The sequence below is a fragment of the Basilea psittacipulmonis DSM 24701 genome (assembly GCF_000743945.1).
Classification (GTDB): Bacteria; Pseudomonadota; Gammaproteobacteria; order Burkholderiales; family Burkholderiaceae_B; genus Basilea; species Basilea psittacipulmonis.
The window spans coordinates 1,202,097-1,217,297 of record NZ_CP009238.1 but is presented as its reverse complement, the minus strand read 5'-3'; the positions used below and the strand labels follow the sequence as shown (position 1 = coordinate 1,217,297).

The 15,201-nt window shown below is 39.2% G+C and carries 11 protein-coding genes; 8 read left to right on the top strand and 3 right to left on the bottom strand.

Features of this window, described 5'->3' with window-relative positions:
* Nucleotides 1-151 precede the first annotated feature (151 nt).
* Genes IX83_RS05255 through IX83_RS05245 form a run of 3 tightly spaced genes read right to left on the bottom strand, consistent with a single transcriptional unit; the run spans nucleotide 152 to nucleotide 3,119 of the window.
* The gene (locus IX83_RS05255) at nucleotides 152-574 is read right to left on the bottom strand and encodes a TOBE domain-containing protein (RefSeq protein WP_077315813.1); all 423 of its coding nucleotides are present in this window, start codon (nucleotides 572-574) and stop codon (nucleotides 152-154) included.
* A complete protein-coding gene (locus tag IX83_RS05250) occupies nucleotides 571-1,233 on the bottom strand; it encodes a response regulator (protein ID WP_077315814.1) in 663 nt (220 codons plus the stop codon). The genes IX83_RS05255 and IX83_RS05250 overlap by 4 nt, the downstream gene beginning before the upstream one ends.
* Nucleotides 1,230-3,119, bottom strand: coding sequence for a type IV pili methyl-accepting chemotaxis transducer N-terminal domain-containing protein (locus IX83_RS05245; protein ID WP_038501616.1), 1,890 nt, complete (start codon nucleotides 3,117-3,119; stop codon nucleotides 1,230-1,232). The genes IX83_RS05250 and IX83_RS05245 overlap by 4 nt, the downstream gene beginning before the upstream one ends.
* A 298-nt stretch (nucleotides 3,120-3,417) precedes the next feature.
* Here IX83_RS05245 and IX83_RS05240 point away from each other — a divergent pair, with 298 nt between their 5' ends.
* The 8 genes from IX83_RS05240 (at nucleotide 3,418) to moaA (ending at nucleotide 15,200) form a co-directional block, all read left to right on the top strand.
* Entirely contained in the window at nucleotides 3,418-7,113 is a 3,696-nt protein-coding gene (locus IX83_RS05240) for a nitrate reductase subunit alpha (protein ID WP_038499940.1), read from the top strand.
* 32 nt (nucleotides 7,114-7,145) lie between these two features.
* Nucleotides 7,146-8,705 (top strand): nitrate reductase subunit beta, encoded by a 1,560-nt coding sequence (narH, locus tag IX83_RS05235; protein WP_038499938.1) that lies wholly within the window; start codon nucleotides 7,146-7,148, stop codon nucleotides 8,703-8,705.
* Complete coding sequence (gene narJ, locus IX83_RS05230; RefSeq protein ID WP_038499936.1) at nucleotides 8,705-9,373, top strand: nitrate reductase molybdenum cofactor assembly chaperone; 669 nt, start codon at nucleotides 8,705-8,707, stop codon at nucleotides 9,371-9,373. Before narH ends, narJ begins: the two co-directional genes overlap by 1 nt.
* Entirely contained in the window at nucleotides 9,370-10,044 is a 675-nt protein-coding gene (gene narI, locus IX83_RS05225; protein ID WP_038499934.1) for a respiratory nitrate reductase subunit gamma, read from the top strand. Before narJ ends, narI begins: the two co-directional genes overlap by 4 nt.
* A gap of 60 nt (nucleotides 10,045-10,104) precedes the next feature.
* Nucleotides 10,105-11,328 carry an MFS transporter gene (locus IX83_RS05220; RefSeq protein WP_038499931.1) on the top strand — a complete coding sequence of 408 codons (1,224 nt, stop codon included), beginning with the start codon at nucleotides 10,105-10,107 and terminating at the stop codon, nucleotides 11,326-11,328.
* 19 nt (nucleotides 11,329-11,347) lie between these two features.
* Entirely contained in the window at nucleotides 11,348-12,733 is a 1,386-nt protein-coding gene (locus tag IX83_RS05215; RefSeq protein WP_316242962.1) for a NarK family nitrate/nitrite MFS transporter, read from the top strand.
* 260 nt (nucleotides 12,734-12,993) lie between these two features.
* Nucleotides 12,994-14,226, top strand: a complete 1,233-nt coding sequence (locus IX83_RS05210) for a molybdopterin molybdotransferase MoeA (RefSeq protein ID WP_038499926.1) — start codon at nucleotides 12,994-12,996, stop codon at nucleotides 14,224-14,226.
* Nucleotides 14,223-15,200 (top strand): GTP 3',8-cyclase MoaA, encoded by a 978-nt coding sequence (gene moaA, locus IX83_RS05205; RefSeq protein ID WP_038499925.1) that lies wholly within the window; start codon nucleotides 14,223-14,225, stop codon nucleotides 15,198-15,200. The genes IX83_RS05210 and moaA overlap by 4 nt, the downstream gene beginning before the upstream one ends.
* Nucleotide 15,201 lies beyond the last annotated feature (1 nt).

Here is a 15,201-nt window from a genome sequence, read left to right as displayed (position 1 = left end):
CACATTCGCTTTAATGTAGGCAGAAGCTTACCGACCAACCGCATGTATTCGATGGATGCGATGTGAGTGGGTGACAAGCGATATTTCACATTCGCATGGAGTTTGAGTGTATAGCAACTCATGCTGGTTTATATAAACTAAGTGTTGTGTGTTATGTTTGGGCAATAACTACTTGATTTGCACGAAAAACAGCGTAAACGCTTTGTCCTGTTTTTAATTGTAGTGTTTCGCAACTTCCTACGGTAATGACAGAGAATAGGGAGTGTCCTGATTCGGTGAGCAACTCAATTAAGGTATTCACAGCACCTGTTTCAATTTTTTTAATGATCCCTTTGATTTGATTTTCAGCAGACAGTCTAAACGGTGGTAGATCCGTCATCACAGAAACATGAGGGGCTTTGATAAACACCATTGTGGGTTTATCTGGGTCAACTGATAAATTTTGGTAAGCAAAAGAATTTAACTCAGCGTAGATAGTCAGCCCATTAATATCGATAGCTAGGATATGCAAGTCATGATAATGATGAATGTTTTTTATCATGCCACATAATTGGTTTCTAGTACTGCTTTTCATGATATATCAGGTGATTTGATATTGTGCTGAACGGCATAAACAGCGGCTTGTACACGACTGCTTAAATTTAATTTTCTCAGAATATTTTGGACATGTACCTTAATCGTTGATTCGGCTAGATCTAAATGTCTGGCAATAATTTTATTGCTATGTCCAATAGCCAAATAGCCAAGAATTTCCAGCTCTCTGGGGGTGAGACTTTCTAATTCAGAGGGTTCCGTCGTATGTTGTGGTTTAATGAGTGACTCAACTAGTCTGGCGGTCATTTCTGGTGAAAAAACATTATCGCCATCGACAGCCTTACGTACACTGTCTATTAAAAAATCTGCACTGATGTTTTTAAGTAAAAAACCACGTGCTCCTGAACGAATACATTCGGTTAAATCATTGCTATCTTCAGATACGGTTAATATCACGACCGCTTGTTGAGGATTGCTACTGAAAATTTGGTTCAGTGTCTCGCGGCCGTCCATAACGGGCATATCTAAATCTAATAGCACCAAATCTGGTTTAAGCTGTTCTACCAGTTTGATTCCTGATAATCCGTCTGCTGCTTCTCCAACGACCTCAAAGTCAGATTGGCGACTTAGTAATGCCTTAATGCCACTTCTAAAAAGTGTATGATCATCAATCAGTACAATGGAGATTTTTGAGTTCACGAGTATGTCCTTTCTTTATGAGGTAAGGTTAAAATAATGGTGGTGCCTTGATCAATAATCGATTCAATGTTGAACGTAGCATTGATTCGTTTGGCTCGTTCTTTCATGATTCTCAGCCCAATATGTTCTGCCGATAATAAGTTCATCTCATCGGTGTTAAAACCGCAACCATTATCTCTAATCGTCATTATATAGTCATGGTCGTTAGAAAAGCTAACGGAAACACTGCTGGCTTGAGAATGTTTGCGAATATTTGATAGACTTTCTTGCAAAATAAATAAAAACTGTAATTGTTGATCGGCAATGAGTGTGGGGCCAGAACCATTCCAATGTAAGTCGATGGCGATTTTAGTTTGTTTTTCAAAACGTGCAACTAAATCTTCCACGGCTTTATTAAATTCTTTGTTCGTGATTTTTGTGCGAAAGTTCAATAACAATTCGCGGACATCGTCATAACATTCTTTAATACCTGTTTGAATAAAATGCAGGTTTTCTAACACCATATCTTGGTTTTGCTGTTTGAGTGCATCATCCAACATCTGTGTTTGTAAGTTTAAGAAATTAAGTGTTTGAGCAATACTATCATGTAGTCCTTGTGCAATTAAGTTTCGCTCTTGTAAAACCGCTAATTGCTTACTTTCCTCAATAAGTTGGTTGTTTGATAAGACAATGCCTAATTGATTACAAAGGTTGTTTAATAGTTCTAAATCTTGATTTTGTAGATTAGGATCATCATGAAAGAATAAAGTTAAATAACCAATTTCTTGGTTCTTAAAACGAATAGGGAAGTTTCTTAAACTCTTAAAATGTTCTTTATAACATTCTAGATTTTTGTGATGGGGGACATTTCTATTTAAGTGTATAGGGGCCCAATCGTTTGTGATGTAAGACTCTCCGCATAGACAAGCATTGAAGTGATCGCAGTTAAACGATTCTTGAATGGCCAGTGGTAGATTGTTTTGTGCGATAAGATCTGAACGCTGTGTTTTGGTATCGATTAAACGAATAGAAGAAGCGTTAATAAAAGGAAAAATCGCTTGTAATCGTTGCAAAAAACCTTCGCAAGTTTCGCCGATAAAATGGCTGACATTAAAAAAGCTAGAGAACTGATATAGCGTTTCTAACATATCGTTCTTTTTCGCTAAATCAGACGTTTTTTGGGCTACTTCTTTTTCCAAATTAGAATACAACATAAGAAGATGCTGGCTCATCTGGTTAAACCCTTTATCGACTTGGGCAAATTCTGAAGTCGTCGCAACGGGAACTTGTGTGCCGAAATTTCCTTTAAGAATCTCTTTGACCCCATTTTGCAAGTTTTCCAATGGCGAAATAATCCAAGAATATAACAAGATAATCATAATGCCTGCACCGATGATGACCATTAACATCAAGCCCGTTTGAAAAACTCTTAACCACGCGGTATAGCGGTCATCTACGATTTCAATGGATAGGACCAGTTGATTGATTCGATCGATAAAACTTTCGATAACTTGGTGATCAATAAAAGCATCAGAATGGTGTAAGGCATTTAGTAAGACAGGGCGAATTTGGGTTTTCCATTGGGCCTGAATTAGATCCATATTGTTGACGACTTCTTCAACAGATGGCAAAAATAGCGGACGACTGGGATCGCCTTGTTCGATGGTTTTTAGTGTTTTATCAAAAAAAGCAATTTTTTCTTCAACTAGATCAACAGGCTCATGTCTTTGAATCAGATTAACTAAACGATAGGTTTGCATCCTTAAACTGCCAGCCGTATTAATCGCTGCTGCACCACCTTCTAATTTCCATGAAAACAATAAGGTTAAGGAAATAGAAATTAATGCCGCGGTTATCCAAATAAACGTGCTGATTTTTAAACGTGAAGAAAGACTTTTTAAAAACATAGAGCTAGATTTTTGGGGAAAGATTAATAGCGACGGGTGCTTCATTATCATTCAAAGGTAGGTAAAGAAGCGTCAAATTGGTATTTTATAACGAATAGTCACGAAAAACCTTATCTGGGGCTAGGTGACATAAAGTTTTTAAAGGCTACTACTAAAGTATAGTTCTATCTAGTTCAAACGATTTATTTTGTATGCCACTATTTATGAATGAAATCTAGACTTTCTGGCAATTACCAAGTTTTTATCAGGGATGTATGATGTTAGCTGTTTGATAAAGCTCCAAAATATGAGGAAAAATATGAGTCAATTTTTGGATAGATTGCAATTTTTTAAGCGTCACAAAGAGTTATTCTCTAATGGACATGGTTTAGTCACAGATGAAAGTAGAAAGTGGGAAGATGGCTATCGTAGCCGTTGGTCGCAAGATAAGATAGTGCGTTCAACCCACGGAGTTAACTGTACAGGTTCCTGTAGTTGGAAAGTGTATGTTAAAAATGGCTTAATTACTTGGGAAACACAACAAACAGATTACCCTCGTACACGCCCAGATTTACCGAACCACGAACCTAGAGGCTGTCCACGAGGTGCTTCTTATAGCTGGTATGTGTATTCAGCTCAACGTGTGAAATACCCGATGATTCGCGGTGTATTAGCAAATATGTGGCGTCAAGCTAGAAAGACCATGAGTCCTGTAGAAGCTTGGCGTTCTATCGTAGAAGATCCTGTTAAAGCAAAATTATATAAATCAAAACGTGGTTTAGGTGGTTTTGTTCGTGCAACATGGGATGAAGCCTCAGAAATGGTGGCGGCCGCTAATGCTTATACGGTTAAAAGTTTTGGACCTGACCGTGTGGTAGGGTTCTCTCCCATTCCAGCTATGTCGATGGTTAGTTATGCGGCGGGTGCTCGTTATTTAGGATTGATTGGTGGCGTGCCTTTATCGTTCTATGATTGGTATTGCGATTTGCCTCCATCAAGTCCACAGGTTTGGGGTGAACAAACTGACGTGGCAGAATCGGCAGATTGGTATAACTCAAACTATTTAATGGTTTGGGGATCTAACGTTCCGATGACGCGTACGCCTGATGCACACTTTTATACAGAAGTGCGTTATAAAGGAACCAAAACCGTTGCAGTGTCTTCAGACTTTGGAGAAATGGCGAAATTTGGTGATATTTGGTTAGCACCGAAACAAGGTACGGATGCGGCCTTGGCCATGGCGATGGGTCACGTTGTATTGAAAAATTTCTTTATTGAAAAACCATCAGATTACTTCCTTGATTACACCAAACGTTATAGCGATTTTCCTGTTTTAGTTCAGTTGAAAAAAGATGAACAGGGACGATTGTTACCTGGTTATTTCTTGAGAGCGTCACAGCTAAGCGAACATGCAGATTGCCAAAATCCTGATTGGAAAACATTGTTGATTGATGCGAAAACAGGCAAAATGGTGGTGCCTAATGGGTCCATTGGTTTTAGATGGGACAACAGTCAGAAATGGAACTTGGAAAGCAAAGCAAAAGATGCTGACATTGATCCATTGTTGAGTTTGAAAGACAGTTGTGACGAAGTGGTCGATGTAGCATTTGACTACTTTGGAAATGAGCATGATGACGTGATTATGCATAAAGTCCCTGTCAAAAAAGTGCGTTTGCTTGATGGTAGTGACGTTTATGTAACGACTGTTTTTGATTTGAGCTTGGCTAACTATGGTGTAGAGCGTGGCTTGAACGATGAAAACTGTGCGACTGACTTTTTGCAAGACAAACCATATACGCCTAAATGGCAAGAAAAACATACAGGTGTTAAACCTGAGTTAGTTATCCAGGTTGCCAATGAATTTGCTCAAAACGCACATGATACGAACGGTCGTAGTATGGTGATTTTAGGGGCAGCACTGAACCACTGGTACCACATGGACATGACTTATCGTGGCATTATCAATCTATTGATTATGTGTGGTTGTATCGGTAAATCAGGCGGTGGTTGGTGTCACTACGTGGGTCAAGAGAAATTGCGTCCACAAAGCGGTTGGGCACCATTAGCCTTTGCTTTAGATTGGAATCGCCCTGTTAGACAAATGAATGGTACATCATTCTTCTATGCTCATACCAGCCAATGGCGACATGAAAAATTAGGTGTGAATGAGATTTTGGCACCTACTTCTGATGGAAAAATGACATCCATGTCATTGATTGATTTCAACGCAAAAGCAGAAAGAATGGGGTGGTTGCCAAGTGCACCGCAGTTAGGCTGTAACCCATTAGATGTGGTGACTCAAGCTCAAGAAAAAGGTCAAGATCCAGTTCAATACACAGTTCAAGGATTGAAATCTGGTGCTTTAGACTTTGCTTGTAATGACCCAGATAATCCACAAAACTTCCCAAGAAATATGTTTGTGTGGCGTTCAAATATTTTAGGTTCATCTGGCAAAGGTCATGAGTACTTCTTGAAATATTTATTAGGTACACAAAATGCGGTGATGAGTGATGAATCAGATGGTATTAAACCTTCTGAAATCACGGTTCGTCCAGCTGCAGAGGGTAAATTAGACTTGTTGACAGTACTTGATTTTCGTATGTCAACCACCTGTTTATATGCTGATGTGATTTTGCCTACAGCGACTTGGTATGAAAAAGATGATATGAATACATCGGATATGCATCCATTTATTCATCCTCTATCAGAAGCGGTGAATCCATTATGGCAAAGTAAAACAGATTGGGAAATTTATAAATTAATCGCTAAACGTTTCTCAGAAATTGCCAAGGATTATATTGGTGTACGTAAAGATATTGTCTTAACACCATTAATGCACGATAGCCCAAGTGAATTAGGTCAACCTTTTGATCCAAAAGATTGGAAAAAAGGAGAGTGTGAACCCATTCCAGGTAAAACGATGCCAGCGATGACAGTGGTGGAACGTGATTATGGTGCGATTTATGACAAGTTTACAACGCTAGGCCCTTTGTTGGAAAAAGTAAACAACAATGGTAAGGGTATCGCTTGGAAAACTGAGCATGAGGTCGATTTCTTGCGTAAATTAAATGGTGTAGCTAAAGACGGTGCGGGTAAAGGACAGCCTAAATTAGACACAGCCATTGATGCCGCTGAAATGATTTTGACGCTTGCTCCAGAAACAAACGGACATGTTGCTCGCAAGGCTTGGGATAGCTTGAGTCAGATTACAGGTCGTGATCACTCTCATCTGATTGCTTCTGCTGAACATACTCAAATTCGTTTCAGAGATATTCAAGCACAACCTCGTAAGATCGTTACATCGCCTATTTGGTCGGGTGTCGAAAGTGAAGAGGTTTGCTATAACGCTGGTTACACCAATGTACATGAAATGATTCCATGGCGTACGATTACAGGTCGTCAGCAGTTCTATCAAGACCACCAGTGGATGCGTATGTTCGGTGAGCATTTATGCGTTTATAAACCACCGGTCGATTTGAAAACAACGAAAAAACTGTTGGGTGCTAAGAGTAATGGTAATAAAGAAATTGTATTGAATTTCTTAACACCTCACCAAAAATGGGGTATTCACAGTACCTACTCCGATAATTTAAGAATGTTAACGTTATCGCGTGGCGGTCCTCACGTATGGATTAGTGAAGATGATGCTAAAAAAGCGGGTATTGTTGATAATGACTGGGTGGAAGTGTTTAATGCCAATGGCTCGTTAACAGCACGTGCAGTTGTCAGTCAACGTATTCCTGAAACCATGATTTTGATGTATCACGCACAAGAGAAAATTGTGAATGTTCCAGGTGCTGAAGTAACAGGCAAACGTGGTGGTATTCATAACTCGGTAACTCGTACAGTGACCAAGCCTACACACATGATTGGGGGCTATGCTCAGCAAGCATGGGGCTTTAATTACTATGGTACGGTAGGTGCTAACCGCGATGAATGGGTTATCGTACGAAAAATGAAACATGTTGATTGGTTAGATGAGCCAGCCGGTGCGTCATCTCAACATGAACTGTAATCGTTAATGAAACTGTTTAGAAGGAATTCAAAATGAAAATAAGAGCACAGATTGGTATGGTTCTAAACTTAGATAAGTGTATCGGTTGCCATACCTGCTCCGTAACCTGTAAAAACGTTTGGACGAGTCGTGATGGCGTGGAGTACGCATGGTTTAATAACGTAGAAACTAAGCCAGGTATTGGTTTTCCTAAGAACTGGGAAGACCAAGAAAAATGGAAAGGTGGATGGGTTAGAAAACCTAATGGTAAGTTAGCCTTGAAACAGGGTAGTAAATTAAATATTCTTAAAAACGTATTTGGTAATCCTAACCTACCACAAATCGACGATTATTACGAACCGTTTACGTATGATTATGAGCATTTACAAAATGCACCAGAAATGAAAACGCCACCTACCGCACGTCCTGTGTCGGTAGTAACTGGCAAAAAAATGGATAAGATCGAATGGGGCCCTAACTGGGAAGATGACCTCGGTGGTGAGTTTGAAAAACGTTCTAAAGACAAGCTTTTTGAAGGTATTCAAAAAGAAATGCATGCGGCGTTTGAACAAACATTCATGATGTATCTGCCTCGATTATGTGAACACTGTTTGAATCCATCCTGTGTGGCATCTTGTCCTTCAGGTAGTATTTATAAACGTGAAGAAGATGGTATCGTACTGATCGACCAAGATAAATGTCGCGGTTGGCGTATGTGTGTGTCTGGCTGTCCGTACAAAAAAATCTACTATAACTGGACGAGTGGTAAAGCCGAAAAATGTATCTTCTGTTATCCACGTATTGAAAGTGGTCAGCCTACTGTTTGTTCAGAAACCTGTGTGGGACGTATTCGTTATCTAGGTGTCTTGTTGTATGATGCCGATAAGATCGAACAAGCAGCAAGCGTTGAAAATCCTGAAGATCTTTATGAATCTCAATTAGGTGTGTTCTTAAATCCTCATGATCCTGAGGTTCAAAAGGAAGCACTAAAACAAGGTATTAGCCAAAATTGGTTAGATGCGGCGAAAAAATCACCTGTGTACAAAATGGCGATGGAGTGGAAAGTGGCTTTCCCATTACATCCTGAATATCGCACCTTACCAATGGTATGGTACATCCCACCTTTATCTCCAATTCAATCTGTTATTGAAAGTGGTGTACTACAGAATAACGGTATTATTCCATCTGTTGAAGAGATGCGAATTCCTTTACGTTATTTGGCAAACTTGTTGACGGCTGGTAATATCGCTCCGATTAAGTTTGCATTAGAAAGAATGATCGCTATGCGTCGTTATAAACGTTCAGAAACGGTTGAGAAAAAAGCGGATGTTTCTGTTCTTGAGGGTACAGATTTGACCCCTGAAATGGTCGAAGATATGTATCAGATTATGGCGATTGCTAATTATGAAGATCGTTTTGTCATCCCAAGTAGTCATAAAGAGTTGGTGGAAAATAGTTTTGAGGACAAAGCATCTTGCGGGTTCTCTTTTGGTAACGGCTGTTCTGACGGACATACATCTGAAAGTTTATTTGGTAAACGTAAAGGTACGCCTATTGTGTTTCATGACTTACGCAGACAGCTAAAAGAAAATCATGAAGAGGATAAACGCTGATGGCTATATTAGAGTTTAAATGTTTATCAGCGATGCTTTGCTATCCTGAACAATCGTTAATAGATAGTCTTGATGAAATAAAAGGCTATCTATTACAGAGCCAATATATCAAAGATACTTCTAAATTAAATGTATTTTTTGATTATATGCGTTCACATGATTTGATTACGCTTCAAGAAAAATATGTTGCAACGTTTGATAACAACCGTAAACATGCTTTGTATATTTTTGAGCATGTTTATGGCGAAGATCGTGATCGTGGCTCGGCAATGGTGGATCTTTTAGAAGAATACCGTAAAAACGGGTTTGAATTAGGTGATGATGAATTGCCCGATTACTTACCTGTGTTATTGGAATTCTTATCTCAAGTGGACACCGATAAATCGTTTAGATTGTTGGGAGATGCTGTTCATGTGATTGAACATATTCGCTCAAAACTTGCTGATAGTCAGTCACCTTATGAATGTATCCTTGAAACTTTGGTTGCATTAAGCCCAGTCAAACCTCAACCATTAATAGAACCGCCTGTTCGTGATATGGATGAGGCGATGGAAATGTTTGGACCAGACTTTTCGGGAGTAGAACCTTTGCTTAATAAACCACAGCAAGAGATCGTTAAGTTTTTTCCCAAAGCTGCTTATGAGGCAACAAAAGGAGCGTTAAGATGAATTTATTTTTCTTTGGTATTTATCCCTATATTTGCATGAGTATTTTCTTACTGGGTAGCTTAGTGCGTTATGACCGAGAACAATACACATGGAAAAGCGATTCAAGTCAATTACTCTATCGTGGACAGTTGATTTTAGGAAGCCGATTGTTCCACTTGGGTGTGTTGATGGTGTTTTTAGGGCATTTATTTGGTTTATTAACGCCGTTAAGTGTTTGGGAGTTTCTAGGTGTTACGCATACGGCTAAACAAATTTTTGCCATGTCTATGGGGGGATTATTTGGTTCTTTAGCGTGGATAGGCTTAGTCATTCTTATTCACAGACGTTTGCGTTGTGAACGTTTAAGAGCGAATTCTACATGGCGTGACTATCTAGTATTGGGGTGGATTTTTATCACCTTGTCTTTTGGATTAAGTACGATTTTCGTTAGTGCACACCATTTGGACGGTGAAGAAATGGTCAAATTAATGGAATGGGCACAGCATATTGTGACGTTTAGAGTCAGTGCCTCTGACTATATTCAAGGAACGGACATTATCTTCCGTATTCACATTTTCTTGGGTATGACGTTTTTTGCCATTTTCCCATTTACACGAATGGTACATGCGTGGAGTGGTTTTGGTACGCTGTATTACATTATTCGCCCCTGGCAGCTGGTGAGAAGACGCTGATTATTTGTTAACAGGTGATACATTTTGTATGACCTGTTTTTTTACGATTAAGAAAAAATCATGGTTTCAGAACAATATAAACGTTATTCTGTGCTGATTTCTAGTACATTTGCGTTTACGGTATGTTTTATGATTTGGGTCATGTTTGCAGTATTGGCCATTCCCATTAAAGAACAGTTGAACTTGACGCATACTCAGTTTGGCTTGCTAACATCGATTCCGATTTTAAGTGGATCATTGGTCCGTGTTCCATTAGGCATCTTGACTGATAAATACGGTGGTCGTATTGTATTTTTCTTATTGATGTTGATAAGCGTGCCGTTTATCTTTTTAGTGACCTATGCTTATGAGTATTGGCATTTTGTGGTGATCGGCTTATTCCTTGGATTGGCGGGTGGATCATTCTCGGTCGGTACACCTTATGTGGCACGTTGGTTTCCAAAGTCACAACAAGGTTTGGCAATGGGTATTTTTGGTGCAGGCAACGCAGGTTCAGCCTTAACCAAATTATTGGCCCCATCTTTAATTGCAATCGGCACATGGCATTTGGTTCCCCAAGTATATGCTGCATTGATGTTCGGAACGGCGATTTTGTTTTGGTTCCTTACTTATAGTAAGAAAGAACATTTGGTTTCATCTAAGGTCGATTTAAAGCAACAAATCGCTTTATTGGCCGATCCTGGTGTGTTGCGTTATAGCCAGTTGTATTCCGTTGTATTCGGAGGCTATGTTGCATTGGCATTGTGGATGGTGGAATATTACGTGGAAGAATATCATCTCAGTTTGGGTGTAGCTGCTTTCTTGGCTGCTTGCTTTTCTTTGCCTGGTGGCGTGTTAAGAGCCTTTGGCGGTTATTTATCGGATCGTTTTGGTGCTTACAAAGTGACTTGGGGCGTGATGTGGGTTTGCTGGGTTTGTTTCTTTATTCTGTCTTATCCTCACACAGATTTTGTTATTCATACGACAAAAGGTGATGTCAGTCTTTCTATTCAGCTTAATGTCGTTGTCTTTACAATCTTGATGTTTATTGTGGGTGTGGCGATGGCTATCGGTAAAGCATCTGTCTTTAAGTTTGTAGCGAATGACTATCCTGATAATATCGGTGCTGTTTCTGGCGTAGTCGGTTTAGCGGGCGGTTTGGGTGGATTTATTTTACCTATTATGTTTGGTATCGCCTTAGATGTGACAGGCATTCGTTCAACCACGTTTATGTTGTTGTACGGTACAGTTTGTGTATCCTTGGTATGGATGCATTTCTCAATGAAAAAAGTAAATAAAGCGTAAGGTTTATGTACGGAGAATAATAATGTCTTATTTAATTACTGATTGGAATCCAGAAAATTCGCAATTCTGGGAATCAAAGGGAAGAAAAATTGCTCGTCGAAATCTGTGGATTTCTATCTTTGCCTTGCTTTTAGCATTCGCTATTTGGCAAGTTTGGAGTGTTACTGTATTGAATCTACCCAAGGTAGGTTTTAAATATTCTCCCAATGAGTTATTTTGGTTAGCGGCTTTGCCTGCTTTGTCAGGGGCAACATTGCGTATTTTTTATTCTTTTATGGTGCCTATTTTTGGGGGTCGAAAATGGACGGTGATTTCCACTGCTAGTTTATTGATTCCTGCTTTGGGCATTGGTTTTGCAGTTCAAGATCCAACAACAAGCTACACCACCATGGCGATTCTTGCCTTATTATGTGGTTTTGGCGGTGGTAACTTCTCATCTAGTATGTCTAACATTAGCTTTTTCTTTCCCAAGTCTGAGAAAGGTACGGCATTAGGCTTGAATGCTGGATTAGGTAATTTAGGCGTTTCAGTGGTTCAACTTTGTGTACCTATCGTGATGACGATGGCGGTATTCGGTGCCTTGGGCGGAGAACCACAAACTATTCAACAAGGGGATAGTACCACTCAAATTTGGCTACAAAATGCGGGATTCATTTGGGTACCTTTTATTATTTTGTCAACGGTTTTGGCTATTTTTGGTATGAATGATTTAACTTGTGCCAAAGCTAGTTTTAAAGATCAATCTAGCATTTTCAAAAGAAGTGATAATTGGTTAATGTGTATTTTGTACTTGGGTACATTTGGTTCTTTTATTGGTTACGCGGCAGGGTTTCCTCTATTGATTAAAACCTCATTCCCAGATGTTGACCCTGTTAAATATGCGTTTTTAGGGCCTTTGGTTGGTGCTTTGGCTCGCCCAATTGGAGGATGGTTGTCAGATAAGATTAACAGTGGAGCAAAAATCACAGCATTTGTTTATGGATGTATGGTGATTGTATTGTTTGGTGTTCTTTACAGCATGCCTACTGAAACGTCAACAGGCAATTTCACCATCTTCTTTATTTGCTTTATGTTGTTATTTGCTTTAACAGGTTTAGGCAATGGTTCCACTTTTGCTCAAGTACCGACGATCTTCTCAAAAGTACATGAACGTTTGGTGGCACAAGGCTTGGAAAAAGCTGAATTGAAACAGCAAAATGTAGCGAAAGAGTCTGCTGCGGTCATTGGCTTTATCTCGGCGATTGCAGCATATGGCGGGTTCTTTATTCCAAAAAGTTTTGGTACTTCTCATAATATGACAGGGTCTTATGATGCGGCCTTTGTTGGATTCATCATTTTCTACGCGATTTGTTTTGTGTTGAATTGGTGGTTCTATACACGTTCTGGTGCGAAGTCTAAGTGCTAATAAATCGCGCTATCCACTTCATTTTCTGGGGTGGATAGCACAACAACGATAGCTAGCGATGAGCTTGTTCAAAATCGCTAGTGATTTTTATAAAATTTATTTTCTACTTATTTTTGATGATTACTTTTTTTTAGATAAACGACTACAATAGTGGCACGTAGTGATTTATCTCAAACAAAGTACCTGATGAAGATAAGGTCGTTTTGTGTAAATCGAGTTATTAAATAATGAATATTTCCCTGATTTGAAAGTATAAAATCATGTCTGAACTTATCACAGTAGAATCTTTACAAAAACTGATTTCTGAAAATATTGCCCAATCTCGTCTTGTTTTTGACGTTGAAGCAGTGCCTGTTTCTGATTTAACGGGTAGAGTGTTGGCTGAACCGATTGTGGCGACTTTAAATATTCCTAATGCTGATATTTCTGCTATGGACGGTTATGCTTTGTGTGGACCAGCTAATGCGGGTGATCAGTTTCAAGTTATTGGTGAATCGATTGCTGGTAAATCGTTTGAAGGGCATGTGGCGGCTGACCAAGCTGTAAGAATTATGACGGGAGCCCATGTACCAGCTGATTGTCATACAGTGATTATCCAAGAAAATGTGCTTCGTGAGGGCGACACGATTACGTTACAAAGCCCTGTTGAAACTGGCAAAAATATTCGTTATTTAGGTGAAGTAGTCAAACAAGGCAATCCCGTATTTGAGATAGGCAGAGTCTTGAGTATTGGTGATATTTTGATGTTGGCATCTTTAGGTTATGCTCACGTCAAGGTTTATCGCAAAGTAAAAGTGGCGGTTTTTTCTACGGGATCTGAGTTACAAGAAGTTGGCACAGATATTACGAATGACGATATGATTTTTGATAGTAATCGTCAAATGATTATGGCAAAACTCAAGTCGATGAATGCTGTGGAAGTGATTGATTGTGGATCCGCTCACGATAGTTTAGAAGGCATCACTCAAATGTTGGACGAGGCTAGAAAAAAAGCCGATGTGGTGATTACTTCTGGCGGTGCTTCAGTAGGCGATTACGATTTTATTAAAGAAGCTGTTGAGAAAATTGGTACGATTCATCATTATAAAGTTGCGATGAAGCCTGGTAAACCCTTTGTATTTGGGGCATTGGGCGATAGTTGGTATTTTGGCTTGCCAGGTAATCCTGTTTCGGGATTTGCAGGTTTTGAAGTCTTTGTACGTCACGCGATTACTGAGTTACAAGCAAAATCAGCGACACCACAGATGTTGAGATTTCCAGCTGTTTTGACGCACGATTTGAAAAAATCTCCAGGCAGAAAAGAATATCAAAGAGCAAGAATAGAAGAGGTTTCTGTGGGACAGTGGCAAGTGACCTTGTTACGTGGACAAGATTCTCACAATGTATTGGGAGCTAGTCAAGCCAATGCATTCGCGATATTGCCTGCAGATGGGGCTGCATTAAAAGCAGGGGAGTCAATTATGGTTCAGCCATTTAAGGACTGCTTCTTATGAGTATTTTGCAAGATCCCTATAACCGTAAACTAAGTTATTTGCGTTTATCGGTGACCGATCTGTGTAACTTTAGATGTAATTATTGTTTGCCTAATGGTTATCAAGGTAAGGCAAAGCCTGATGAATTAACGGTTGATGAGATCGCGACCTTAGTGTCTGCATTTTCTCGTTTAGGAACCAAAAAAATCAGACTCACAGGCGGTGAACCAACGTTAAGAAAAGATTTGCCTGATATTATTCGTGTGTGCAAGTCAACGCCTCATATTGAGACGGTTGCTTTAACGAGTAATGGCTTTCATCTTAAAAAACTTTTTCCTTTGTACCAAGAGGCAGGCTTAGACAAATTAAATATTAGTATCGATAGCTTTGATCCTGATAAGTTTTATGAAATTACAGGAAAAAGAGAAAGTGAACGTATCGTTCAAGCCTTAGATGAAATTATTGAAAGCGGATTTACATCGATTAAAGTCAATACGCTTTTGTTAAAAGAGTATTTTGATAGTTCGATGAAAGACGTGTTTGATTATGTCCGAAACCGTCCTATTACATTAAGATTTATTGAATTAATGCAGACTCAGGATAATTATGCTTTTTTTCAAAAACAGCATATTTCGGCAGAATCGGTTGAGAAAAAATTGATAGAACAGGGATGGTTGTTGTCGCCCAGAGGACCAAATGCAGGGCCAGCTCGAGAATATTATCACGAAGATTACCAAGGAAGTATTGGTTTTATTGCTCCTTATAGTAAGGATTTTTGTACCAGCTGTAATCGTTTAAGAGTGACTTCTCAAGGAAAAGTGCATTTGTGTTTGTTTGGGGGGATTGCCTATAATATCCGTGATTTTTTATCTCAAGGTGATGATAAGGGGCTAGAACAGTACTTATTATCCATTATCCGAGAAAAACCTGAACATCATTTTTTACATGAGAAAAAAGTAGGTTTGATTCGTGATTTATCTATGATTGGAGGTTAAA

Excerpts from the sequence above, each read along its gene's own strand:
- IX83_RS05255 (WP_077315813.1), bottom strand. The coding sequence starts at position 574 with ATGAAAAGCAGTACTAGAAACCAATTATGTGGCATGATAAAAAACATT.
- IX83_RS05245 (WP_038501616.1), bottom strand. The coding sequence starts at position 3,119 with ATGTTTTTAAAAAGTCTTTCTTCACGTTTAAAAATCAGCACGTTTATT.
- IX83_RS05240 (WP_038499940.1), top strand. The coding sequence starts at position 3,418 with ATGAGTCAATTTTTGGATAGATTGCAATTTTTTAAGCGTCACAAAGAG.
- narH (WP_038499938.1), top strand. The coding sequence starts at position 7,146 with ATGAAAATAAGAGCACAGATTGGTATGGTTCTAAACTTAGATAAGTGT.
- narJ (WP_038499936.1), top strand. The coding sequence starts at position 8,705 with ATGGCTATATTAGAGTTTAAATGTTTATCAGCGATGCTTTGCTATCCT.
- narI (WP_038499934.1), top strand. The coding sequence starts at position 9,370 with ATGAATTTATTTTTCTTTGGTATTTATCCCTATATTTGCATGAGTATT.
- IX83_RS05220 (WP_038499931.1), top strand. The coding sequence starts at position 10,105 with ATGGTTTCAGAACAATATAAACGTTATTCTGTGCTGATTTCTAGTACA.
- IX83_RS05210 (WP_038499926.1), top strand. The coding sequence starts at position 12,994 with ATGTCTGAACTTATCACAGTAGAATCTTTACAAAAACTGATTTCTGAA.
- moaA (WP_038499925.1), top strand. The coding sequence starts at position 14,223 with ATGAGTATTTTGCAAGATCCCTATAACCGTAAACTAAGTTATTTGCGT.